This is a genomic window from Bordetella genomosp. 7 (assembly GCF_002261265.1).
Classification (GTDB): Bacteria; Pseudomonadota; Gammaproteobacteria; order Burkholderiales; family Burkholderiaceae_B; genus Bordetella_A.
Window position 1 is genome coordinate 74,622 of sequence record NZ_NEVK01000006.1, and the last position, 22,369, is coordinate 96,990.

Sequence of the window (22,369 nt, forward strand, 5' to 3'; positions counted from 1 at the left end):
GATGAATCGGCTGCCCAAGCACGTCACCCTCAAGCACTTGAACGCTTTTGTCGCCGTTGCGCAGGAAGCCAGTTTTACGCTGGCGGCGCGGCGCATGTTCCAGACCCAGTCGTCCATTACGGGGCTGGTGCGCCAGCTTGAAGACGCATTGGGAACGCAGCTGTTCGCCCGCACCAGCCGCAAGGTGGCGCTGACCCAGATAGGGCAGGAATTCCTGCCGCGCGTCATGCGATTGCTGGCCGACTTCGATGGCGCGATTGAAGATGTGGTGCGCTATGGCACGCTTGAACGCGGCCGCGTGGCAGTGGCCGCGGCGCCATCGGCGATCACCGAGATCATCGCGCCGGCGGCTGCGGGATACGTGCAGCGCAGGCCTGGCATACGCCTGTACCTGCGCGACGACAACTCGGGGCGCATCCAGCGGCTGGTCGCGGCGCAGGACGTGGACTTCGGCCTGACCAGCCACTGGGCCGACGCGCCCAGCCTGCACTTCGAGCCGTTGCTCGAAGACCGCTTTGGCGTGCTGTACCACGCCGATGACGACGCGGTGCGGCCGGACCGCGCCGGCTACGTGCGATGGGCGTCGCTGGCGGGCCACAAGCTGGTGGGGGTAGTGGACGAGACGGGCATCATGGCCCTGTTGCGGGGCCGCGCCGACCTGCCCATTGCCGCCGCCGCCCCATTCTATGAGGCATCCAGCACCACATCGCAAGCCGCCTTGGTAAAAGCCGGCATGGGCGTGGCGCTGTTGCCCGCGTTGGCCGCGCAGCGCGTGCAAGAGCCCGGGTTGAGGTTTTCGCTGCTGAGCCGCCCCACGCTGGTGCGCACCCTGTGCCTGATCCGGCGCCGCGACCACGCGCTGGCGCCGGCGGCGCTGGAGTTGATGCAGGTATTGCGCGAGCATGTGGCGCGCATAGAGCTGCCGCGCGGCTGCCGTGCATTGCGGGCGCCGCGCGCGCAGCCTGGCCCTACTGAAGCGTGCGCGTGAACACGAACTGGCCGTCGCGCCAATCCACGGGCACCACGTCGCGCGGGCCGAACTCGCCTTCCAGGATCAGCCTGGCGACCGGGTTCTCGATCTGCTGCTGGATGGCGCGCTTGAGCGGCCGTGCGCCAAACACCGGGTCGAAGCCGGCTCGCGCCAGCTCGGCCAGCGCGGCGTCCGAAACCTCCAGGCGCATGTCCTGCTGCTCGAGCCGGTCGGCCAGCCGCTTGAGCTGGATGCGGGCAATCGACTCGATGTGCTGGGCCTCGAGCCCGTGGAACACCACGATCTCATCGATGCGGTTCAGGAACTCGGGGCGGAACGACTGTTTGAGTTCGTCCCACACCACGGCCTTGATCACATCGTAGGGCTGCCCGGCCATGCTCTGGATATGCTGCGAACCCAGGTTGGACGTCATCACGATGACGGTGTTGCGGAAGTCGACCGTGCGGCCCTGGCCATCGGTAAGCCGGCCGTCGTCCAGCACCTGCAGCAGCACGTTGAAGACGTCGGGGTGGGCTTTCTCGACTTCGTCGAGCAGCACCACGCTGTACGGCTTGCGGCGCACGGCTTCGGTCAGGTAGCCGCCTTCTTCGTAGCCCACGTATCCGGGCGGCGCGCCGATCAGGCGGGCCACCGAGTGCTTTTCCATGAACTCGCTCATGTCGATGCGTATCATGTGCTCGTCGGAATCGAACAGGAAGTCGGCCAGCGCCCGCGTGAGTTCGGTCTTGCCCACGCCCGTGGGCCCCAGGAACAGGAACGACCCATAAGGCCGCGACGGGTCGGCCAGCCCGGCGCGCGAGCGGCGGATGGCATCGGACACCAGCCGCACGGCCTCGTCCTGGCCGACCACGCGCTTGTGCAGGTGGTCTTCCATTTGCAGCAGCTTCTCGCGTTCGCCCTGCATCATCTTGGCTACCGGAATACCGGTAGCGCGCGACACCACTTCGGCGATTTCTTCGGCGCCGACCTGGGTGCGCAGCAGCCGGGGCTTGCCGTCTTGCGGGTCGCCCTGCTTTTCGGCGCGGTCGGCCGCCTGCAGGCGCGCTTCCAGCCCCGGCAGCTTGCCATACTGAAGCTCGGCCAGCTTGTCGAATTGCCCCTTGCGCTGCAGCTCGGCCATTTCGGCGCGCACGCGGTCGATTTCTTCCTTGATGGCCTGGGTGCCTTGCACGGCCGCCTTTTCGGCCTTCCAGATTTCTTCGTAGTCGTTGTACTCGCGCTGCAGGTTCTCGAGCTCTTCTTCAATGGCGGCCAGGCGGCGCTTGGACCCTTCGTCGGATTCTTTGCGCACGGCCTCGCGCTCGATCTTGAGCTGGATGATGCGGCGATCGAGCCGGTCCATGACTTCGGGCTTGGAATCGATTTCCATGCGGATGCGCGCGGCCGCCTCGTCGATCAGGTCGATGGCCTTGTCGGGCAGGAAGCGGTCGGTGATATACCGGTGCGAGAGCTCGGCCGCAGCCACGATGGCCGGGTCGGTGATCTCGACGCCGTGGTGGATTTCGTAGCGCTCCTGCAGGCCGCGCAGGATCGCGATGGTCGATTCCACGTCGGGTTCGTTGACCAGCACCTTCTGGAAGCGCCGTTCGAGCGCCGCGTCTTTTTCGATGTACTTGCGATATTCGTCCAGCGTGGTCGCGCCAATGCAATGCAGTTCGCCGCGCGCAAGCGCAGGCTTGAGCATGTTGCCGGCGTCCATGGCGCCTTCGGCCTTGCCGGCGCCCACCATGGTGTGCAATTCATCGATGAACACGATGTTCTGTCCGTCGTCCTGCGCCAATTCCTTGAGCACGGCTTTCAGGCGTTCTTCGAATTCGCCGCGGAACTTGGCGCCGGCCAGCAGCGCGGCCAGGTCCAGCGACAGCACGCGCTTGCCGCGCAGCGTCTCGGGGACTTCGCCATTGACGATGCGCTGGGCCAGCCCTTCGGCGATGGCCGTCTTGCCCACGCCCGGCTCGCCGATAAGCACCGGGTTGTTCTTGGTGCGGCGCTGCAGTATCTGGATGGTGCGGCGGATCTCGTCGTCGCGGCCGATCACCGGGTCAAGCTTGCCCTCGCGCGCACGCTCGGTGAGATCGAGCGTGTACTTGGCCAGCGCCTCGCGGTGCGATTCGCCGTCGGCGCCGGACACATTCTCGCCGCCGCGCACCGCGTCGATGGCGGCTTCCAGCGCCTTTTTCTGCAGCCCTGCGTCGCGCAGGATGGTGCCGGCCTGGCCCTTGTCGTCGGCCAGCGCCAACAGGAACAGCTCGCTGGCGATGTAGGTGTCGCCCCGGCGCGCCGCTTCTTTGTCGGTGCGGGTGAGCACCGCCTGCAGTTCGCGCCCGACCTGCACAGTGTCGTTGCCCTGCACCTGCGGCAGCGCATTCAGCGCCGAATCGAGCGCCGCGTTGACGCGGTTGACGGCCACGCCGGCGCGCGCCAGCAGGCTGGCGGCCCCGCTGTCCGGGTCGCCCAGCAGGGCGGCCAGCACGTGCACCGGTTCGATATAGGGATGGTCATTGCGGCCGGCCAGGCTCTGGGCATCGGCCAGCGCTTGCTGGAACTTGGTGGTGAGTTTGTCGAATCGCATAGGTGTCTTAGGCTTGAATGGGGAGCCTGACCGACAGGATTCGCGGCGGGCTCGATGACATACATGTGCGGGCGCGCCGGGCAATTTCAAGACATAGCCGGGCCCTGGCCCACCGTTGCCGGAGCGCAACAGAACGGCTGCCGCCGTGCGCATCGCGCGCGGCTCCGCGGCATCTGTTGCCGGGCCCCCCATTGCCTACCACAAACCGGCCGGTTCTGAAACAAACACAAAAACCACCATACATCCAGCAAGCAATACAATAGGGGTTCATCATTAATTGTCGTCAGGCGCCGGTTCGCGTATAGGCTTGATCGACATCAAGGTAAATCATGCAAAAACGTGTCCCCCTGCCGCCAGATTCCGTGAACTGCTCCACCTGCATGCTCGGGCATGTCTGCATTCCGGTGGGCATGGCCGCCGGCGATGTCGAACAGCTGGACGAGCTCGTGCAAGAACGGGCCCGCATCGAGAAAGGCAAGGCGCTCTATACCCTGCAGGACCCGCTGGATGCTGTCTACAGCGTACGCTACGGCAGCATGAAAACCCAGATAGAAGATGCCGCGGGCCACGTGCAGATCACCGGGTTTCACCTGCCCGGCGAGGTCGTGGGCCTGGACGGCATGCTCGAGGGCCGACACGTGTCGACGGCGCTGGCCATGGAAGACTCCGAGGTCTGCGTCATACGTCTGTCGCAAATCGACCACGTCGCCAGCCACCTGCCGTCGCTGCAACACCAGATGCGCCGGCTGATGAGCCGCGAACTCGGCCGGTCGTACCAGATGCTGGCATCGCTGGGCGGCATGCGTTCCGAACAACGGCTGGCGGCGTTCCTGCTGAATCTCTCGCAGCGCTATGCCGCATTGGGGTATTCGTCCACCGAATTCGTGCTGCGCATGAGCCGCGAAGAAATCGGCAATTACCTGGGTCTGACGCTGGAAACGGCCAGCCGTCTGTTTTCGCGTTTCGCACGCGAAGGTTTGATAAAAATCAATCAACGCGAAGTTCGTTTGCTCGACGTGCCCACCCTGAAGCAGATGCTGGGCCAGGACGCCTGCTGACCCCTCGCGCAGACATGCGCACGCGCATTCTTCGTGCCGTCTCGGCCATGGCGATATCCCTCGCGCTGATGGCGCAGGCCGATGCGCAGACGCCCCTGCCGCCTCCGTACAACTACGACGAACCCCTGCCCGCGGCGCCGCGTCCCGCACCCGCCCCGCAGGATATGCGGCTGGGCGCCGGCAAGCAGACATACCGCATGCCGGTATATGCGAACCGCAAGCTGGCGGGCCCGCTCGACGATGTGCGCCGCGTGGTGGTGATGCTGCCCGACGACCGTGGCGATGCAGACCGCCATTACCAGCACATCGACACCCTTTTGCAGCGCGATGCCGAGCGCCGCGCCGATACACTGGTCCTGGCGCTGGAGTTCCCCGGCGTCGTCGACACGGGCCACGCCGGCCGCCCGGCGTGGCGCAAGGCCGCCTGGCAGAACGGCGGGCTGAGCGTGCGCGCGTCGGGCCGCCCCGGCCCGGTCGGCGCCTTCCAGGTGCTCGACGACCTGCTGGGCTGGCTTGCCGACCGCCAGCGCCTGCCCATGCTGGCGCAGGTGGTGCTGGCCGGACACTCCGGCGGCGCGCAGCTGCTGCAGCGCTACGCCATCCTCAACAACGCCGACGGCCCGCTGCGGCAGGCGGGGCTGGAGATACGCTACGTCATTGCCAACGCGCCGTCATACCTGTATCTGGGCAACGAACGGCCGCGCCGCCGCGGCGCCGGCTTCGAACCCTACGAGCGGGGTATCTGCCCGACGTACAACCAGTACCCATACGGCCCGCAGAACCTGCCCCCGTATGCGGCGGGCGCCGACCCCGCCAGCCTGTTTGTGCGCTATGCGCGGCGCGACGTCGTATACCTGTTGGGCAGCGCCGATACCAATCCGGAAGCCCACGGCCTGGACCAACGCTGCGGCGCCGAGGCGCAGGGGTCCACCCGCCTGTCGCGCGGCCAGGGCTATTTGCGCTACGACCGCCTGCTGGCCAGCCGCGGCGCCAGGCAACAGGTGCTGCGCCACGAGCACCAGCAGGTCGCGGGCGTGGGGCACGACGCGGGTGCGATGTTCGGGTCGCTGTGCGGCACGCGCGCGTTGCTGGGCGACGCCGCTCGCGTCGGCCCGCAGGCCGCAACGTGCCGGCCTGTCGATCCCTGACCCGGCCCCGGGCCCGCACAGCCTGTCCGGCAGGCCGGGCTAGCGCTTGCCGCGGGGCCCGGCCGCGCCGCGCAATGGCTGCAACAGGCCCGACAAACCGTTGTGGTCGAGTTCGTGCATCAGGGCCAGCAGGCGGCCGATTTCTCCGGGCGGAAAGCCCTTGCGGGCGAACCATGCCAAGTACGGGCCGGGCAGATCCGCAATCAGCCGTCCCTGGTACTTGCCGTAGGGCATTTCGCGGGTAACGAGCCGCTCAAGGTCTTGCGGGTTCATCGACGTTGCGCCAATCGAGCGGCCATTGGCCTGCCAGCACATTCTGCAGCCACAGCGTGCAGGTCATCGTCTTGGCGTCGGTGACCGCGCCGTCGCGGCAGGCGGCGTACAGTTCATGGGGCGCGGCGCTGCACACTTCGAGAAACTCGTCATGGTCCAGGCGCGCGGCGCCCGCCACCAGCCCCCGGGCAAAGAAAATATGGATGATTTCGGTGGAATAGGCGATGGCCAGATGCATGGCGCCCGCATACGCCCATTCGCGCGCCGCGTACCCGGTTTCTTCGAGCAGTTCGCGGCGAGCACACGCCAGCGGCTCTTCGCCCGGATCGAGTTTGCCCGCCGGAAACTCGGTCATCACCCGCCCCACGGGATAGCGGAACTGCCGTTCGAGCAGCACGCGCCCGTCGTCGAGCAGGGGGATGATGACCACCGCCCCCGGATGCACGATGTATTCGCGCGTGGCCTGGCGCCCGTCCGGCAGCCGCACCGTATCGCGGCGCGCTTTCAGGAAACTGCCGTCGCACAGCGGCTGGCTGTCGATCAGGGTTTCGGTCAGGTGGGCATCGGGAGCGTTCATGGTGAGCGGCTGGCTGATTCATTCGACAGCCAGGCAGCTTACCACCAGCCTGCCCCCGGCCTACCTGCCGCGCCGTTGCTCGAGTTCTTTCAGGCAGGCCGCCACGCCGCCCCGCAGCTGGGCGTTGCCTATGGCTTCGCGATCCACCTGCGCGCGGCAGCGCTGGTATTCGGCCACGCTTTCGGGCGTGTCGCGCACGGCGGGCGCCGCCGGGGCGCCGGGCTGTTCGGTGATGCGCAGGGTGGACGGCGGCGATTTGCCGTCTTGCGAGGGAAAGCTGAGCTGCTGGGGCTGCTGCGCCCAGCCGCTGCCTGCGGCGCCGAACAGGCAGGCCATTGCCGCAATGCCGCCGATCAGGGTCTTTTTCATTTGCATGCGTCCTTTGAACAAAATGATCCGTGGGCGCCAGGCCGGCGCCGCAAAGGGTTATCGTAACGTCGGCGCGACCGCGCGGCGCGCCGCGCGGGTTCCAAACCGCAACAAAGCCTAACCGACCTCGCCGTTCCGAATCCCCATGATCCTGCTGGACACCCGTATTGAACGCACACTCGACGCCTGGCTACGCCAGTATGGCGACCGCGCCTGGGCAGGCGCCACGCTGGAAGGCTGGGTATTCGAAGGCTTGCAAGCCCGCCGGGCCGCACAAGCGCGCCTGGCCGAAATGGGCGTGCGCGCGACACTGCGCAGCGCCTACAAGCCCCTGCTGCACTTCTTCCTGGAAGAGGCCGACACGACAGACCTGGCCGCCGTCATTGCGCATTACCCGGTACATCCCCTGGCGCGCCCGAACCGCTTCACGCTCGAGGCCTACCCGCTGGCAGGCCTGCTGGGGACGGCCACATTGCAGTTCGTGCCGGGCACGGACGATCTGCACTACCGGATCGAGCTGCACTATCGGGATGGCCGGCGCAGCGATCATTCTGTCTACGCGCCCAATCGCATCGTCAGCGCGGACGACGCAACGCCGCTGCTGTCGCCCGCCGGATGGTTGCGCGTGCGCGACGCGGCTGGCAACGCCGTGACCGACGCTGCCCACGCCACAGAATTCGAACTGGCCTTCAGCGCCGCGGTTGATGCGGTTCGGGCCCACGAATGGCCCGGCCAGGCGCCCCATTTCGAGCGGCTCGACATACGCATCGATGTGCCGGGCATGGAATTCGACGCCGGCGGCGATGGCGGCCTGGTCAGCACCTATGAAGCCCTGCACGAAGACGTGTACTTCACCCTGATCGAGTTCTTCCAGCGCCATGCCGGCCTGCCGCCGGGCGACCGGCGCCTGCGGCCGGGGCAGATCGTTCCGGATGTGCGGCATACCACGGGGCCGGCGCGTGTGCACGTGTCGACGCGCGCGTTCGACCCGCCGGCGGCCCTTGTGCAGGCGGCGCCCACGCCGCTGGAGGCCATCCAGGCGCCGCTGGAGCCCGCGCAGATCGCCGCGCACATGGCGGCGCTGGGCGGCATGCCCATACAGGCCCGGTCGCGCCAGGGACGTCCGGTACTTGGCGCCTATATCGCCGGCCCGGGACCAGCCGTGTTCATTTCCGGCGGACAGCATGCCAACGAGACCTCGGGCGTGGTGGGCGCATTGCGCGCGGCGCATGCCCTGCTGGACGAGGGCGAGGCTCACTTCGCGCTGGTGGCGGCCGAAAACCCCGATGGCTACGCGCTGCATCGCGAACTATGCCTGCAGCACCCCCGCCATATGCATCATGCGGCGCGCTACAGCGCCCTGGGCGACGACGTGGCGTACCGCACTCATGCGCCGTTCTTCGAGCAAGAGGCGCGGCGCGCCGCCCTGCGCGCCAGCGGCGCACGCCTGCACATCAACCTGCATGGCTATCCGGCGCACGAGTGGACCCGCCCCCTGTCGGGCTACTTGCCGCGCCAGTTCGAGTCGTGGACCTTGCCCAAGGGCTTTTTCCTGCTGTTGCGTCATCACCCTGGCTGGGCCGAGGCGGCCGGCACGTTGATGGACGCGCTGTGCGGGCGCCTGGCGCAGGTGCCGGGCCTGGCGGCATTCAACGCGCGCCAGGCGGCCCTGTGTGAAGCCCATGCACTTGAAAAGGCCTTCGCGACGCGACACGGCATCGCCTGCGTCGTCGTCGAAAGCGTGCAGGAAATGGCGCCCTTATCGCTGATAGCGGAATATCCCGACGAGACGGTGTATGGCGCCGAGTTCCGCCAGGCCCACACCGTGCAGATGGAAACCGTGCTCGCCGCCGTGGCGGCATACCGCAGCCTGGCGCACCGGTGGGCGGATCTGCCCGTCGATGCCGACAACGCACCGTAACACTTGCGGCGCGGGTAACGCGCTATGGTTGAACGCACGTGCAACACGGCAAGGACGACCAATGAACACTTCGACGCTGCGTTATATGCTGCCCTGCATGCTGGCGGGCGCGCTGCTGGCCGGCTGCGCCCAGGATGGGCAGCCCGCGAAAGACCCCGTCAAGGCCCGGCCCACCCTGGCCAGCGAACACAATGCGCGCAATTCGCTGGACTGGGCCGGAACCTACGAAGGCACCCTGCCCTGCGCCGATTGCCCCGGCATCCGCACGCGGCTGGAGCTCACGCCGCAAGGCCAATACGAGCTGCAGACCCGCTACCTGGACCGGCAGCAGGCCCCCACGGTGCAGCGCGGCAACTTCGAATGGCAGCCCGACGGCAGCACGATACGGCTGGATCAGGCGGGCGACGAACAATCGTTCTTCGTGGCCGAAGGCAGACTGATCCAGCTCTACCAGGATGGCACGCGTCCCAGCGGGCCGCTGGCGCCGCACTACGAACTGAAGCTGCTGCCCTAGCGCGTGCCGGCCTGGCGCTCCTGCCAGGCTCGCAGCGCTTCGCGATAGCGTTCCATGGCTTCGTCATAGAGGTCGTACACGCACGGAATGCAGCCGCTCTGGCAGCAGTCGCCCGGCTCGGGAGCCTGCGGCGGCTGTGGGCGCGGGTCGGGCGCGGGGTCGCGGGCTGACTTGGATGCTCGGGTCTTGGCCATAGGCAACATTATCGCGCTGTGGCCCGGCCGTATCGGACGTGCCCGGCCGCAGGCGCGCTATAGCGCCGCCAACGAGCGGTGGGCGGACGCGCCCGCCGTGGCATGGCTGCCGGCGTCGCCGCTGACTGCATAGGGGTCGGCGCCGGCCCAGAAGCCGCTGACCAGGCCGGCGGGCGGCGCGCAGGCGATGACGCGTGCCGAGACGTCCCAGGCATCCATGCGCACGCGCAGCCCGGCGTATACGCCATGGCCCGGCCCCGCTTCGATCCGCCCGCCTGCCTCGATGCCTTCGCCCACCCGGATCGCGCCGTCTGCCATGACGTGGCCATCCGCCTTGATGCCCCAGCCGGCTTCCAGATGGTCGCCGCAGAGAAGGTCGCCTGCAACCTGAATGCCGCGCGCGGCGCAGATGTCGCCCTGTACGCGCAGGGCGTCACCCGACTTGATGCCTTGTTCGCAACGCAGCGAGCCGCCGATTTCCAGGCCCTGGGCTGCGATCACCATGCCGGCGGCCGACAGATCGTCGCCGCTACGGATGTCCCAAGCGGCGCGCAACGCGCCCCCGCACTCCAGCTTGGCGCCGGCGCTGATGCCCCAGCCCGCCTGGATGTCGCCGCCCGCTCGGATGGCGCCTTCGCTGATGATGCTGCCCTGCGCCTCGATGTCGCCCCCTGCCACGATGGACGTCCCCGCGCGCACGCCCGCGCCGCTGACAATGCGCCCGCCTGCGCGCACCAGCGAATCGACCGAAATGCCCTGCCGGGCCACGATCGTGCCCGCATAGACAATTGCCGTGGCGTCGATGACATCGACCTCGAGCACGTGGTCGGTGGGGCCGAACTGGTCAAGCAGCCAGCAAGCGTCGTCGATACGCCCGTCGGCCACCAGGGCGTCCAGCACGGCCTGGTAATCGCCGTGCCCATTGTGGTCGCGTAAAAACCATTTGTAACCGCTGGCGCACGGATTCTTGGCTTTGACGAAGTTCTTGGTGAGTTGCATGGCACTACGCAATGATGAAAAGCGATTGCCCCCGGCGTGCGCGGCGCCGGTGGCAGTGAAGCAGGCCCGCATGCACACGGCATGCGGGCCTGAAAGAATCAGTAAGGGGATCGCGGCGCGAGCGGCTTGAGGCCGGGCCGATTAGCCGGGTTTGGCGCGTGCGTAGGCGGAGCGCACGGCAACGTCGTGCGAGCCCACGGGCGTGGGACGCAGGAACGCAAAAATACCGAGTAGCGCAAAGGGCGCTGGGACAGACCGTGTCATGACGCCCTGCATCCTACCACCCGGGGCGGGCGCGTCAAGCCCCCTGGGAGCCGGGCGGCCCCGTGCGCAGCGGGAGCGACCGGCTTCGCGCCGGCACGCCCCCCGGGGGGCTTACACCACCGTGAGCGTCACGTCGATATTGTTGCGCGTTGCGTTCGAATACGGGCAGACGATATGGGCGCGCTGCACCAGGTCTTCGGCCTGCTCGCGCGGCATGCCGGGCAGCGAGATCTTCAGCTCAACCTCGATGCCGAACCCGTTCGGAATGGGACCAATGCCCACCGAGCCGTCGACGGAAACATCCGCCGGAATGGCGATTTTGTCGCGGTTGGCGACGAATTTCATGGCGCCCAGGAAGCACGCCGAATAGCCGGCGGCAAAAAGCTGTTCGGGGTTGGTGCCTTCGCCGCCCGCGCCGCCGAGTTCGCGCGGCGTGGTCAACTTGACGTCGAGCACCTGGTCGGACGACACGGCGCGGCCGTCGCGGCCACCGGTGGCCTTGGCATGAGCACGATAGGCAACTTTTTCGAGAGACATGGTGCGTTCCTTTAAAGAAGGTCAGGGGTCAATGGCACTATGCACAAAGTACCGCCCGCCGCGCGCCGATACAAGGTGCAGGCAGTGCAATCGCGCACGAAGCCGCAGTGGGCGGCGCAGTCCGTAGAATAGGCGGTTCTCTTTTCAACCGCTTGACGGCAGGAACCGCATGGAAACCGAACTCGACGGGCGACTGCTGGCGCTGCGCCAAACCGTGGCGCTGGCGTTGGCATTGTCTACCCGCAGCAATCCCCAGGCCACGGAACTGGCGCTGGACATCCTGGCCGACATGAAGCAAAGCGCAGCGCACGAGCCATCCGACAGCCCGTTCGACGCGCCGCCCTGGGCGGCCGGAGCGCAGGACGAACTGGACCAGATTGCCCGCCTGGTGCGCGCCTTTACCGCGCAACCCGACGCCGACGCATAGCCGCCGGCCTAGGCGCGGGCAGCCCGGCGCAAGGCCTGGGGCGGCTGCCCATATCGGCGGACAAAAGCGCGGCGCATGCGTTCGGCATCGACAAACCCCGTGACACGGGCCACCGCGTCGATGGACATCAGGCCCGCCTCGATATGCGCGCGCGCGGTCTCGGCGCGGACGCGCTCGACCGCCTTGGCCGGCGTCTGCCCGGTTTCGGCCTTGAAGCTGCGGATGAACTGGCGCGGGCTCAGGCAGGCCACCGCGGCCAGTTCTTCGACGCTGAGCGGCGCGGTCAGGTGCTGCCCGATGTAGCCCAGCACTCGCCGCATCCGCTCGCTGCGCGGATCCAGGTCCTGCAAGGCCGAGAATTGTGACTGCCCGCCCGCGCGGCGGTGATACACCACCATGTCGCGCGCGGCCTGGCGGGCAATGTCCACGCCCAGGTCTTCTTCGACCATCGCCAGTGCCAGGTCGATACCGGCGGTGATGCCCGCCGAGGTCCAGACGCCACCGTCGCGCAAATAGATCTTGTCGCTGTCGACCCTGACGGCGGGATACCGGCGCTGCAGCTCGGCCGCATGGCGCCAGTGGGTCGTGGCGCGGCGGCCGTCGAGCAGCCCCGCCGCTGCCAGCACGAAGGCGCCGGTGCACACGCTGGCCACCCGGGCACGCCGTTCGATGGCGGCCTGCAATACGGCGCGAGCGCCGGCCGTTATGGCCCAGGTGCGCGGCCCTTCGCCGCCCGGCACCAGCACCAGATCGGCCCGCGCCTGGCGCCATGGCCGCGTGGCGACTTCTATTCCGGCCGAACTGGCCACCCGGCCGCCGCGCGCCGACACCAGGTTCAGCACGTAGGCGGGCGAGCCCCTGCCGCCAGCCGCCTCGCCCGCCGTCTGAAAAACCGACAGCGGGCCGGCCATATCCAGCAACTGAAAACCGGGCAGCATCAGGAACGCGACGTGGATCGGCATGGCATTTTTAGTGGGAAATGCGTCATTCACGCCATAGCATCCATCGCTACAGTGGGCGCTGTCAATCCTTACAGCACAACACCCATGCCCTCCTCCGCCACCCCGCGTGCCGGCCGTCGCAATGCGCACATACTCGCCGTATGCCAGGCGCTGTACATCGCGGCCATCTCTATCGACCTGACACTCACCGCGCTGACCGGCCACATGCTGGCGCCCGACAAGGCGCTGGCCACGCTGCCATTCGCCCTGATAACCGTGGCCGGGGCGGCGGTGACCTGGTTCGCGTCCGTGTTGATGCAGCGCATCGGCCGGCGCGCCGGCTTCGCACTGGGCGGGCTGGCGGGCATGGCCGGCGGGCTGTTATCGGTATGGGCGGTATTTCGCGCCGATTTCTGGCTGTTCTGCGCGGGCACCGCGCTGGTGGGCGTGTTCCAGGCGTTTGCGCAGTATTACCGGCTTGCTGCGGCCGACGCCGTGCCGGCCGCGGCCAAGGCGCGCGCGATCGCCGTCGTCATGGCCGGCGGGGTGATCGCCGCGCTGGCAGGGCCGATGCTGGCGGCCTGGAGCCGCGACCTCTTCCCGCTGGCGGCCTTCGCCGGCGCCTACCTGATGGTGGCGTTGCTGGGTGCGGCCACGGTAGCGCTGCTGCTGGCGGCCTACCGCGACCTGCCCGACGTGGCCGGCCAGCCGGATCCGCAGATGGACGACGCGCCCGCGCGACCGCTGCGTGTCGTGGTCCGCCAGCCCATCTTCGTGGCGGCGCTGGCCAACAACGTCGTGGGTTCCGTGACGATGATGTTCGTCATGACGGCCGCTCCCCTTGCGGCGGTGGCGTGCCATCACAGCATCGACGACGGCGCGCACATCATGCAATGGCACCTGGTGGGCATGTACGCACCGGCCTTCTTCGCGGGCGCGCTCATCAAGCGCTGGGGCCTGCCCGCCATACTGGGGCTGGGCATGCTGCTGAATGTGGTGTCGGCGTTCGTGGCGGTTGCCTCGACCAGCCTGCCCGCCTTCTATGCCGCGCTGTTCCTGCTGGGCGTGGGCTGGAACTTCATGTTTGTCGGCGGAACCACGCTGCTGGCGCAGTCGTACCGGCCCGCCGAGCGCGGCCGCGCCCAGGGCGCCGCCGAACTGCTGCGCTATGGCGCCACCGCCCTGGCCACGCTGGCCGCGGGCCCGGCGCTGGATCTGTATGGCTGGCAGGCCATCAACGTGGCCATGCTGCCCATCGTGGCGCTCGCGGCCCTGATGACGGGCTGGTGGGTGCGCAGCGGACGGCGCGACGTGGCGCTTGCGGCGTGACCGCGGCAAGCGCGCACGGCGGCTGAGCCTGCAGCCCGGTCGCTTAGCGTTTAGAATTGCCGCACCATGTTGCGCCTGACTGCCCCGACACGACTACGCCATCGCGCCGCCATCTGGCTGGCCTTGTGCGTATTCGTGCTGAAGGCGCTGGTGCCGCAGGGCTTCATGCCGGGCACCGACCCGGGCGCCACGCTTATCCAGTTGTGCTCGGCGGCCGGCCCGATCTGGGTCGAAGGGCCGCACAAGGCCGATCACCGGCCCGACGCCCAGCATGCCGAACAATCGGCAATGTGTCCGGTGGGCGTTGCGCTGGCCGCATTGCCGCTGATGTCGGCCCCCGCGGGCGTGGCCCCGGTGTTCGACGCCACGCCCATGCGCATTGCCGCGCGCGCGCCGCCCGCGCACGCTTGCGGCGTCCCACCTTGCGCGCCTCTGGGCGCGCGTGCTCCTCCTCTGCGTCTCGGTTAACAGATTCCGGCCCATCGCCGTGCGATGGCCTCGTCGTTTCTAACCGGGAAATCCCATGCTTTGTCATTCCGCCAGGACATCCGTCCTGCAGCGGCGCACGGCTATTGCCGCGGGCCTCGCGTTGCTTGCGCCCCTGTGCGCACGTGCGCAGGACGCCGCCGACGCGCCCGTGGCCACCCTGCCCGCCATTTCCGTATCCGCCAGCGAACCCACGCTGGATCAGCCCGCCGCGACAGGCTCGTTCCTGTCGCTGACGCCCCTGCAGACACCCGCCAGCCTGGACATCATCACCAACGAGCAATTGAGTGAACGCGGCGATGTCTCGGTCATGGACGCCATCACCCAGGCGCCCGGCATCAGTGCATTTCGCCACCCCGGCAATGGCGGATCGTCGCTGTCGTCGCGCGGATTCACCGACTCGAATTCGGTCGCCATTCTGTACGACGGCATACGGCAGTATGGCGGACTGGGGCAGACCTTCGTATACGACCCCTGGTCGGTCGACCGCATTGAAGTCTTGCGCGGCCCGGCCTCGGTGCTGGTCGGCGAAGGCGCCATCGGCGGCGTGGTCAATATCATTCCCAAGAAGCCCGGCCGCGGCCCCATCCAGAACGAAGTGCAGGCGGCCGTGGGCACGCACGATACGCAGCGCCTGGCCTTCGGCAGCGGCGGCGCGCTGGACGAGCGCTGGTCGTATCGCGTGGACGCCAGCGGCAACCACAGCAATGCCGGCATGAGCCTGGGCGATGCGCAAAACGCCGCGATAACGGCCGCGCTGCGGCTGGACGTATCGCCCGCCCTGAACTTCACGCTGACGCACGCCCATGCCTGGCAAGAACCCGCCCGCTACTTCGGCACGCCGCTCATCGACGGGGAAATCGATTATTCGCTGCGCCACGAGAACTACAACGTGGCCGACAGCAAGATCATCTACCGCGATAGCCGCACCGAACTGCAGGCCGAATGGTCCCCTGCCGCCGCCACGACCGTACGCGGGCGCGTGTACTACCTGGGCAGCGACCGCGACTACCGCAATGTCGAGAACTACACCTGGCAACCCGGCAGCGGCCTGATCGAGCGCAGCGCCTACACTGCCATCCAGCACGACCAGTCGCAGGTTGGCGCGCGGGCCGATGCCGTGCACACGCTCGAGCTGGCGGGCCTGCTCAACCAGGTGGCAATAGGCGCCGAAATCAACCGCAGCCGGCTCACGCATACCAATAATTCGCCGTATGGCGGAACCTCGCTGGTGGACCCGCGCGATGTCGACCATGGCGAATTCATCAACGAAGCGGGTACATTCCCGCGCTACCGCAATACCGCCACCCAGTACGCCCTTTTTGCCGAAGACCGGCTGGTGTTGAATGAACAATGGTCGCTGCTGGGCGGCGTGCGCTACGACCATATCGACCTGCATCGCGAAGACCTGGCGGCCGGCGCCACGGCCTACCGCCGCACCTATACCAATGTGGGCTGGCGGGTGGGCGCCGTATACAACGTGCTGCCGACGCTGGCGCTTTATGGCCAGTATTCCCGGGCCGCCGACCCGGTGGGCAGCCTGCTGTTGATGTCGCCGGCCAACAAAGACTTCGAACTGTCGCAGGCCCGCCAGATCGAAGTCGGCATCAAGCAGACGTTCTGGGACAACGCCGGCGAATGGACGCTGGCCGCCTATCACATCCGCAAAAAAGACCTCGTCACGCGCGACCCGGACGACCCATCGCTGCGCGTGCAGGTCGGCAGCCAATCCAGCCGTGGCCTGGAATTGACGCTGGGCCTGGACCTGGGCCGCCACTGGCGCCTGGACTTCAATGGCGCCATGCTGGACGCCCGTTACGATGACTACACCGATACATCCGGAGGCGCCGCGGTATCCCGGCGCGGCAACGTGCCGCCCGATGTGCCCGAGCGCCTGGCCAACCTGTGGCTGAGCTGGCGCTTTGCGCCCCAATGGACCGCCAGCGCCGGCCTGCGCTATGTGGGCAAGCGGTTCGCGGACAGCGCCAACCAGCTGGAAATGGCGGCCTATACCACCACCAACCTTGCCCTTCAATGGGATGCCCGGCGCGACCTCACTCTTGCCCTGCGCGCCTACAACGTCTTCGACAAGCAGTACGCCGAGACCGCTTACTACAACCAGACGCAATGGCTGCTGGGCGCGGAGCGCCGCGTGGAGCTGTCGGCCCATTATCGATTCTGACCCCCTGACACCATGAACACTGACACCAAGACGATCGACTCCGTCGCCGACACCGACGCCGTGCGCCGCGCACATGTGTACAGGGCCGTATGGCGGTGGCATTTCTACGCCGGGCTGCTGGTCCTGCCTTTCCTGATCCTGCTGGCGATTACCGGCGCCCTGTACCTGTTTCACCACGAGATCGAAGACGCCTGGTACCGCGACCTGCGCGAAGTCCGGCCGGCCGACAGCCCCGCACTGGCGCCATCGGCGCTGGCCGACGCGGCGCTGCGCGCCCATCCGGGTACGCTGGCCAAGTACCTGCCGCCCGCCGCGCCCGACGCAAGCGCCCAGGTGGTGGTCAAGCCCGCCGACGGCGCCAACATGAGCGTCTACGTCAATCCGTACAACGGCCAGGTGCTGGGCGCGCATGCCGAGCGCGACACGCTGATGTGGACGATAAGGCGGCTGCACAGCCTGGACTATTTCGGGCCGGTGGCCAACGGCGCCATTGAAATCGCGGCCGGCTGGTCGATCTTGCTGGTGCTGACCGGCGCGTACCTGTGGTGGCCGCGCGGGCGCAAGCAAGGCGTCATCAGTGTGCGCGGCAAGCCGCGGCAGCGCGTGTTCTGGCGCGACACCCATGCCGTGACCGGCGCCATGGTCGCGCTGTTCATTCTGTTCCTGGCGGTCACCGGCATGCCGTGGTCCATTGTGTGGGGCGGCAAGGTCAACCAATGGGCCAACGGCAACAACTTCGGCTACCCGGCGGGCGTGCGTGTGGCCGTGCCCATGTCCGATGAACACCTGGCCCACCAGGGCCCGACCACCTGGTCGCTCGAGCAGGCCCGCGTGCCCCGGTCGGCGCACGCGCATGCCGCGCAAGCCATCGGGTTGGACCAGGCCGTCGCCGCCTTCGACCGGCTTGGCCTGGCGCCCGGATATGCCGTGGTCATGCCGCGCGACGCGACGGGCGTGTATACGGCTTCGGTGTATCCGGATGATCTCGCCCGGCAGCGCGTCGTGCACCTGGACCAGTACACGGGCAGGCCCTTGCTGGATATGAGCTACGCCGACTACGGGCCGTTGGGCAAGGCCCTGGAGTGGGGCATCAACGTGCACATGGGCCAGGAGTTCGGCCGTGCGAACCAGCTGGTGCTGCTGGCCGCCTGCCTGGGCATGGTGCTGCTGAGCGTGTCGGGCGCCGTCATGTGGTGGAAACGCCGGCCCTCGGGCGGCCTGGGCATACCACCGCTGCCGCACAATCGCCGGGCCTTGCAAGGCGTCATGGCGGTGATGATCGCGGGGGGCATCGTGTTTCCGCTGGTGGGAGCCTCTCTGGTGATCATGCTGCTGGCCGATTTGCTGGTGCAGCGCCGCGCGCGTGTTGACACTGCCGTGCCCGGCGTGTAGGTTTGCATCATCATGACTGCGCGCGCCCCATCCACCCATTTCGTTCATTGCGCGGCCGCTGGCCGCCAACGGGGCGCGGCTCATCTCATCGTCACCGTCGTCGCACCGCCCGCCGGCCAGCCGGCCGGTCGCGCGGCGCCACCGCCGCCCGCGGCCCGCAAGGGCTGAACGCAGCCGGCTGCCCGCAGCCCGGCTGCCAGCGTTTTCCTGGCGGCTCCAGCATCCCGATTCCTTCGTACGTCCGTCGCACTGCCGTGCCGGACGCGCGCGCCGGAGCCTGTGCATTGACTGACGGGTGACACACTCATGACAAACGAAAAAACGGCGTTCGCCGCTCATGGCGCCACGGCGCTTTTCGTGCTGCTGTGGAGCAGCGGCGCGATTGTCTCTAAATGGGGGCTGGCTTATGCCTCTCCCTTCGCCTTCCTGATATTGCGTTTTTCTCTCGCACTGCTTGCCCTGCTGGCGCTGGCCCGCGCGGCCGGCCATCCGTGGCTGCCCGAGCGCGGCGCGCGCACGCGCAGTGTGGCGGCCGGCCTGGCCATGATGGGCGGCTATTCGGCGTGCTATTTCCTGGCCCTGGATAGCGGCCTGACACCCGGCGTGCTGGCCACCGCGCTGGGCGCGCAACCCTTGCTGACCCTGGCGCTGGTGGAGCGGCGCTTCGGCTGGCGCCGCATGGCAGGGCTGATGCTGGCGTTGACCGGACTGGTGCTGGTCATGTGGGACGGCATCGAGGCCGCGCGCTTTTCCATCATCGGCATGCTTTATGCGGCAGGCGCGCTGTTATGCATGACGGGGGGCGCCATCCTGCAGAAAAGCCTGCGCCAGCCGCCATTGCGCGCCCTGCCGCTGCAATACCTGGCCGGGTTGATGCTGTGCGTGGCGCTCGCGCCATGGCAGCCGTGGCAAGCCACGCTCGGCGCCGGCCTGCTGGCGACATTGCTGTGGCTGGGCCTGGTCATTTCGGTAGGCGCCACCCTGCTGCTGTACCGCCTGATCCAGGCCGGCAACCTGGTCAATGTGACCAGCCTGTTCTACCTGGTGCCAGGCGGGACCGCACTGCTGGACTACCTGCTGCTGGGCAACCCGCTGGCGCCCCTGGCCATGGCCGCGATGGCTCTCATCCTGGCCGGCCTGGCACTGGTGCTGCGCAGCGCACCATAGCGGTAGCGGGGCGCCCCGTGAAGGGGCGCTTCAAGGGCAGCCTGTATCCAGCATTATCAATAATGTTATTGACCATCAAAGCGGCACGGGTGTAACGTCCCCTCACCGCATCGCCTGCGAGCAGACACGATATGAGCGCTCCGCCCGTCGACCACACGCTGTGCCTGGCCCCCCTGCCCGACATCGCGCCAGCCGTCTTCCCCGTTCCTCTCGGCGCGTGCGATACGCACGCGCACGTTATCGGCGATGGCGTGCGCTACCCGTATGTAGAGAACCGAAGCTACACGCCGCCGCCCGCGCCCGAGGCGCGCTACCTGGCGATGCTGGGCGGCTGCGGCATGACGCGCGGCGTGCTGGTTCAGGTCAGCGTGCACGGCACCGACAACCGCTACATGCTGGAAGTGCTGCGCCGCCATCGCGACACCTTGCGCGGCGTGGCCGTCGTCGGCCCCGATGTCGGCGACCGGGAACTGGAAACCCTGCACGCGGCCGGCGTACGCGGCCTGCGCTTTAACGTGTTGTTCGGCGGCGGCGTGGGCCTGGATGCGCTTGACCGCCTGGCGCCACGCATGGCAGCGCTGGGCTGGCATGCGCAGTTCCTGATGGACGTGCGCCACCTGCCCGAGGCCATGCCGCGCCTGGCTGCGCTGCCCGTGCCCTGCGTCTTTGATCACATGGGCCACATGCCGGTAGCCGAAGGAATGCAACACCCAGGCTTCCAGGCGTTGCTGCATGGCGTCAGGGAATATGGATGGTGGGCCAAGCTGTCCGGCGCCTACCGGCTGAGCGACCAGTTCGACCACTACGACGACGTCACGCCCTGGGCGCAGGCGTTGATCGAGGCGGCGCCCGACCGCATGGTATGGGGCAGCGACTGGCCGCACGTGGCCATCCCTCGCATGCCAGATACCGGCGTGCTGCGCAACCTGCTGGCCAAATGGGCGCCATCCGACGCGCTGCGCCGCCGCATACTGGTAGACAACCCCCAGACACTCTACGACTTTCCCCCTGTGCCAGGGCATGCCGCGCCCTGAAAACCAACCGGAGACAAGGAAATGAGCTGGTTCAGCGAACTGCCGCCCACCGGCAAGCGCACTTTCTACGCGTCTTTTCTGGGCTGGACGATAGACGCCCTGGACTACATGGTGTTCACCTTCGTCATCTCGACGCTGGTCACCTTGTGGGGCATAGACCGCGGGCAGGCCGGCATGCTGGGCACCGTGACGCTGCTGTTCTCCGCCATCGGCGGATGGGGCGCGGGCATACTGGCCGACCGCTACGGGCGCGTGCGCATCCTGCAGATCACCATCCTGTGGTTTTCGGCGTGCACCGTGGCCATCGGCTTTACGCAGAACTTCGAACAGATCTTCATTCTGCGCGCATTGCAGGGGCTGGGCTTCGGCGGCGAATGGGCCGTAGGCTCGGTACTGATGGGGGAAATCATCAAGTCTAGGCATCGCGCCCGCGCCGTTGGCACGGTGCAGAGCGGCTGGGCCGTGGGCTGGGGCCTAGCGGCGCTGCTCTACACCATCGCCTTTTCGGTATTGCCGGAACAATGGGCGTGGCGCAGCCTGTTCTGGGTGGGCGTGCTGCCGGCGCTGCTCGTGCTGTATATCCGCAAGCACGTGCCCGAGCCCGAAATCGCCGGGCGGGTGCGCGGCACAAAAAGCGCGGACCATCCCAAGGTATCGCCGTGGCTGATTTTTTCTCCGGCGCTGCTCAAGACGACGCTGCTGTCGGCGCTGCTGTGCACCGGCATCCAGGGCGGCTATTACGCCGTCACCACGTGGCTGCCCACTTATCTGAAAGTCGAGCGGCAATTGTCGGTGCTGAATACCGGCGGCTACCTGCTGGTGATCATCGTGGGGTCATTCTGCGGGTATATCGCCGGCGCGCACATGGCCGACCGCCTGGGACGCCGCCTGAACTTCGTGATCTTTTCAGTACTGTCGGGGGTGTGCGTGTATTTCTACACGCAGGTGCCGCTGACAGACAGCCAGATGCTGTTCCTGGGTTTTCCGCTGGGCTTTGCGGCCTCGGGCATATTCGGGGGGCTGGGCGCCTACCTGACCGAGCTGTTCCCTACTGAAATACGGGCCAACGGGCAGGGCTTTGCGTACAACTTCGGGCGCGGCGTGGGCGCGCTGTTCCCGACACTGGTGGGGTACCTGAGCAACAGCCTCGGCCTGGCCATGGCCATCGGCATCTTTGCCGGCGGCGCCTACGCGGTGGTGCTGCTTGCCACCCTGCTGCTGCCGGAAACACGCGGCCGCGAGCTGTCGACGCTGAGCGACCTGAGCTAGGCGTGCGCGGGCCGGGCCGCCGCGCGCGCCGGATAGCGGTGGCGGTTCACGGCCAGGTAGGCATCGCGCGACGGCGCCAGGTGTTCGCGGCACAGCCGCGCCAGTTCGTCGCGCTGCCCGGCACGCAGCGCATCGATCATGGCCCAGTGTTCCTGGCGCGCGCGCTCGCGGTACGACGCGTCGACCAGCGAGCTGAAGCGTATGGCATGCGTCTGGCGCGCATATTCCTGGATGGCTTTCTGCAGCACGCCGTTTTCACAGAAGCCGAACAATGCCTGGTGAAACCGCTGGTTGGTATGAAACACCGCGCGCGGGTCGCCGTCGGCCACCGCGCGGTCATGCTCGCGCTGGATGTCGGTCAGTTCGCGCAAGGCCGCCGCCGGCAGCGGGCAAGGCAGAATGCGGGCCGCCTCGCCTTCGAGCAATTCGCGCAATTGGTAGAGCTCGGCCACTTCCCGGGGCGTGAACGCCCGCACCTCGCAACCCACGTTCTTGCGGCGGTCCACCAGCCCAAGCCGGGCCAGCTCGGCCAGGACTTCGCGGGCCGCGTGGCGCTTGAAGCCGAAGCGGCGAATCAGGTCGTCTTCGATCAGGCGTTCGCGCGGATGCAGGATGCCCAGCACGATGTCTTCTTCGAGTATGCGTACGGCATCCGCGATGGCGGGCGCTTGAGCGGACGCGGCGGCGGGCGGGGGTTCTGACCAGACCTGGGACATCGATGTCAA

Annotated in this window: 22 protein-coding genes; 13 read left to right on the top strand and 9 right to left on the bottom strand. The window is 67.7% G+C overall.

All coding sequences use genetic code 11. The annotated features are described in order from the left end of the window. Position 1: 1 nt before the first annotated feature. Positions 2-988, top strand: a complete 987-nt coding sequence (locus tag CAL19_RS11255) for a LysR family transcriptional regulator (RefSeq protein ID WP_094797151.1) — start codon at positions 2-4, stop codon at positions 986-988. On the opposite strand, the gene clpB is transcribed toward CAL19_RS11255, so the two are convergent. After that, on the bottom strand, positions 969-3,563 hold the full coding sequence (gene clpB, locus CAL19_RS11260) for an ATP-dependent chaperone ClpB (RefSeq protein WP_026638787.1): 2,595 nt from the start codon (positions 3,561-3,563) through the stop codon (positions 969-971). The genes CAL19_RS11255 and clpB overlap by 20 nt on opposite strands. Before the next feature lie 329 nt (positions 3,564-3,892). On the opposite strand from clpB, the gene CAL19_RS11265 reads away from it, so the two are divergent. Continuing rightward, the gene (locus CAL19_RS11265) at positions 3,893-4,621 is read left to right on the top strand and encodes a helix-turn-helix domain-containing protein (protein ID WP_026638788.1); all 729 of its coding nucleotides are present in this window, start codon (positions 3,893-3,895) and stop codon (positions 4,619-4,621) included. A 47-nt stretch (positions 4,622-4,668) separates the two neighbouring features. Continuing rightward, the gene (locus CAL19_RS11270) at positions 4,669-5,769 is read left to right on the top strand and encodes a hypothetical protein (protein ID WP_094797152.1); all 1,101 of its coding nucleotides are present in this window, start codon (positions 4,669-4,671) and stop codon (positions 5,767-5,769) included. A gap of 39 nt (positions 5,770-5,808) precedes the next feature. Here the strand turns inward: CAL19_RS11270 and CAL19_RS11275 are convergent, their stop codons facing one another. Genes CAL19_RS11275 through CAL19_RS11285 form a run of 3 tightly spaced genes read right to left on the bottom strand, consistent with a single transcriptional unit; the run spans position 5,809 to position 6,955 of the window. Further along, positions 5,809-6,042, bottom strand: a complete 234-nt coding sequence (locus CAL19_RS11275) for a DUF3820 family protein (RefSeq protein ID WP_026638790.1) — start codon at positions 6,040-6,042, stop codon at positions 5,809-5,811. Continuing rightward, positions 6,023-6,619 carry an NUDIX domain-containing protein gene (locus CAL19_RS11280; protein WP_094796813.1) on the bottom strand — a complete coding sequence of 199 codons (597 nt, stop codon included), beginning with the start codon at positions 6,617-6,619 and terminating at the stop codon, positions 6,023-6,025. Before CAL19_RS11280 ends, CAL19_RS11275 begins: the two co-directional genes overlap by 20 nt. Positions 6,620-6,679: 60 nt before the next feature. After that, positions 6,680-6,955: a hypothetical protein gene (locus CAL19_RS11285; RefSeq protein WP_349290308.1), complete on the bottom strand. Its 276-nt coding sequence runs from the start codon at positions 6,953-6,955 to the stop codon at positions 6,680-6,682. Between the two features lie 178 nt (positions 6,956-7,133). Between CAL19_RS11285 and CAL19_RS11290 the strand changes: the two genes are divergently transcribed. Both CAL19_RS11290 and CAL19_RS11295 read left to right on the top strand, forming a co-directional pair. Continuing rightward, the gene (locus tag CAL19_RS11290; RefSeq protein ID WP_094796815.1) at positions 7,134-8,909 is read left to right on the top strand and encodes a M14 family zinc carboxypeptidase; all 1,776 of its coding nucleotides are present in this window, start codon (positions 7,134-7,136) and stop codon (positions 8,907-8,909) included. A 61-nt stretch (positions 8,910-8,970) separates the two neighbouring features. After that, entirely contained in the window at positions 8,971-9,423 is a 453-nt protein-coding gene (locus tag CAL19_RS11295; RefSeq protein ID WP_038852076.1) for a copper resistance protein NlpE, read from the top strand. On the opposite strand, the gene CAL19_RS11300 is transcribed toward CAL19_RS11295, so the two are convergent. The 3 genes from CAL19_RS11300 to CAL19_RS11310 form a co-directional block, all read right to left on the bottom strand. Further along, positions 9,420-9,617, bottom strand: a complete 198-nt coding sequence (locus tag CAL19_RS11300; RefSeq protein ID WP_026638794.1) for an oxidoreductase-like domain-containing protein — start codon at positions 9,615-9,617, stop codon at positions 9,420-9,422. The genes CAL19_RS11295 and CAL19_RS11300 overlap by 4 nt on opposite strands. Positions 9,618-9,674: 57 nt before the next feature. Then, positions 9,675-10,616 (bottom strand): hypothetical protein, encoded by a 942-nt coding sequence (locus CAL19_RS11305; RefSeq protein ID WP_094796816.1) that lies wholly within the window; start codon positions 10,614-10,616, stop codon positions 9,675-9,677. A gap of 375 nt (positions 10,617-10,991) precedes the next feature. Next, on the bottom strand, positions 10,992-11,417 hold the full coding sequence (locus tag CAL19_RS11310; RefSeq protein ID WP_026638796.1) for an organic hydroperoxide resistance protein: 426 nt from the start codon (positions 11,415-11,417) through the stop codon (positions 10,992-10,994). 169 nt (positions 11,418-11,586) lie between these two features. Between CAL19_RS11310 and CAL19_RS11315 the strand changes: the two genes are divergently transcribed. Further along, a complete protein-coding gene (locus CAL19_RS11315; protein ID WP_026638797.1) occupies positions 11,587-11,844 on the top strand; it encodes a hypothetical protein in 258 nt (85 codons plus the stop codon). A gap of 8 nt (positions 11,845-11,852) precedes the next feature. Here CAL19_RS11315 and CAL19_RS11320 read toward each other — a convergent pair whose 3' ends face one another. Continuing rightward, positions 11,853-12,806, bottom strand: coding sequence for a GlxA family transcriptional regulator (locus tag CAL19_RS11320; RefSeq protein WP_094796817.1), 954 nt, complete (start codon positions 12,804-12,806; stop codon positions 11,853-11,855). Positions 12,807-12,890: 84 nt separating this feature from the next. On the opposite strand from CAL19_RS11320, the gene CAL19_RS11325 reads away from it, so the two are divergent. The 7 genes from CAL19_RS11325 (at position 12,891) to CAL19_RS11355 (ending at position 21,644) form a co-directional block, all read left to right on the top strand. Beyond that, entirely contained in the window at positions 12,891-14,114 is a 1,224-nt protein-coding gene (locus CAL19_RS11325; protein WP_094796818.1) for an MFS transporter, read from the top strand. A 66-nt stretch (positions 14,115-14,180) separates the two neighbouring features. Next, positions 14,181-14,582: a DUF2946 family protein gene (locus CAL19_RS11330; protein ID WP_170940327.1), complete on the top strand. Its 402-nt coding sequence runs from the start codon at positions 14,181-14,183 to the stop codon at positions 14,580-14,582. Between the two features lie 55 nt (positions 14,583-14,637). Then, on the top strand, positions 14,638-16,782 hold the full coding sequence (locus CAL19_RS11335; protein WP_094796819.1) for a TonB-dependent receptor: 2,145 nt from the start codon (positions 14,638-14,640) through the stop codon (positions 16,780-16,782). Between the two features lie 12 nt (positions 16,783-16,794). Beyond that, positions 16,795-18,174 carry a PepSY-associated TM helix domain-containing protein gene (locus tag CAL19_RS11340; RefSeq protein ID WP_094796820.1) on the top strand — a complete coding sequence of 460 codons (1,380 nt, stop codon included), beginning with the start codon at positions 16,795-16,797 and terminating at the stop codon, positions 18,172-18,174. 306 nt (positions 18,175-18,480) lie between these two features. Further along, positions 18,481-19,341, top strand: coding sequence for a DMT family transporter (locus tag CAL19_RS11345; RefSeq protein ID WP_094796821.1), 861 nt, complete (start codon positions 18,481-18,483; stop codon positions 19,339-19,341). 131 nt (positions 19,342-19,472) lie between these two features. Beyond that, a complete protein-coding gene (locus tag CAL19_RS11350) occupies positions 19,473-20,375 on the top strand; it encodes an amidohydrolase family protein (protein ID WP_094796822.1) in 903 nt (300 codons plus the stop codon). Positions 20,376-20,396: 21 nt separating this feature from the next. Then, a complete protein-coding gene (locus tag CAL19_RS11355) occupies positions 20,397-21,644 on the top strand; it encodes an MFS transporter (RefSeq protein WP_094796823.1) in 1,248 nt (415 codons plus the stop codon). Here CAL19_RS11355 and CAL19_RS11360 read toward each other — a convergent pair. After that, entirely contained in the window at positions 21,641-22,360 is a 720-nt protein-coding gene (locus CAL19_RS11360; protein WP_038852080.1) for a GntR family transcriptional regulator, read from the bottom strand. The genes CAL19_RS11355 and CAL19_RS11360 overlap by 4 nt on opposite strands. Positions 22,361-22,369 lie beyond the last annotated feature (9 nt).

Coding starts and splice junctions, on each gene's coding strand:
- CAL19_RS11255 (WP_094797151.1), top strand. CDS start 2: ATGAATCGGCTGCCCAAGCACGTCACCCTCAAGCACTTGAACGCTTTT.
- clpB (WP_026638787.1), bottom strand. CDS start 3,563: ATGCGATTCGACAAACTCACCACCAAGTTCCAGCAAGCGCTGGCCGAT.
- CAL19_RS11265 (WP_026638788.1), top strand. CDS start 3,893: ATGCAAAAACGTGTCCCCCTGCCGCCAGATTCCGTGAACTGCTCCACC.
- CAL19_RS11270 (WP_094797152.1), top strand. CDS start 4,669: ATGGCGATATCCCTCGCGCTGATGGCGCAGGCCGATGCGCAGACGCCC.
- CAL19_RS11275 (WP_026638790.1), bottom strand. CDS start 6,042: ATGAACCCGCAAGACCTTGAGCGGCTCGTTACCCGCGAAATGCCCTAC.
- CAL19_RS11280 (WP_094796813.1), bottom strand. CDS start 6,619: ATGAACGCTCCCGATGCCCACCTGACCGAAACCCTGATCGACAGCCAG.
- CAL19_RS11285 (WP_349290308.1), bottom strand. CDS start 6,955: ATGGCCTGCCTGTTCGGCGCCGCAGGCAGCGGCTGGGCGCAGCAGCCC.
- CAL19_RS11290 (WP_094796815.1), top strand. CDS start 7,134: ATGATCCTGCTGGACACCCGTATTGAACGCACACTCGACGCCTGGCTA.
- CAL19_RS11295 (WP_038852076.1), top strand. CDS start 8,971: ATGAACACTTCGACGCTGCGTTATATGCTGCCCTGCATGCTGGCGGGC.
- CAL19_RS11300 (WP_026638794.1), bottom strand. CDS start 9,617: ATGGCCAAGACCCGAGCATCCAAGTCAGCCCGCGACCCCGCGCCCGAC.
- CAL19_RS11305 (WP_094796816.1), bottom strand. CDS start 10,616: ATGCAACTCACCAAGAACTTCGTCAAAGCCAAGAATCCGTGCGCCAGC.
- CAL19_RS11310 (WP_026638796.1), bottom strand. CDS start 11,417: ATGTCTCTCGAAAAAGTTGCCTATCGTGCTCATGCCAAGGCCACCGGT.
- CAL19_RS11315 (WP_026638797.1), top strand. CDS start 11,587: ATGGAAACCGAACTCGACGGGCGACTGCTGGCGCTGCGCCAAACCGTG.
- CAL19_RS11320 (WP_094796817.1), bottom strand. CDS start 12,806: ATGCCGATCCACGTCGCGTTCCTGATGCTGCCCGGTTTTCAGTTGCTG.
- CAL19_RS11325 (WP_094796818.1), top strand. CDS start 12,891: ATGCCCTCCTCCGCCACCCCGCGTGCCGGCCGTCGCAATGCGCACATA.
- CAL19_RS11330 (WP_170940327.1), top strand. CDS start 14,181: ATGTTGCGCCTGACTGCCCCGACACGACTACGCCATCGCGCCGCCATC.
- CAL19_RS11335 (WP_094796819.1), top strand. CDS start 14,638: ATGCTTTGTCATTCCGCCAGGACATCCGTCCTGCAGCGGCGCACGGCT.
- CAL19_RS11340 (WP_094796820.1), top strand. CDS start 16,795: ATGAACACTGACACCAAGACGATCGACTCCGTCGCCGACACCGACGCC.
- CAL19_RS11345 (WP_094796821.1), top strand. CDS start 18,481: ATGACAAACGAAAAAACGGCGTTCGCCGCTCATGGCGCCACGGCGCTT.
- CAL19_RS11350 (WP_094796822.1), top strand. CDS start 19,473: ATGAGCGCTCCGCCCGTCGACCACACGCTGTGCCTGGCCCCCCTGCCC.
- CAL19_RS11355 (WP_094796823.1), top strand. CDS start 20,397: ATGAGCTGGTTCAGCGAACTGCCGCCCACCGGCAAGCGCACTTTCTAC.
- CAL19_RS11360 (WP_038852080.1), bottom strand. CDS start 22,360: ATGTCCCAGGTCTGGTCAGAACCCCCGCCCGCCGCCGCGTCCGCTCAA.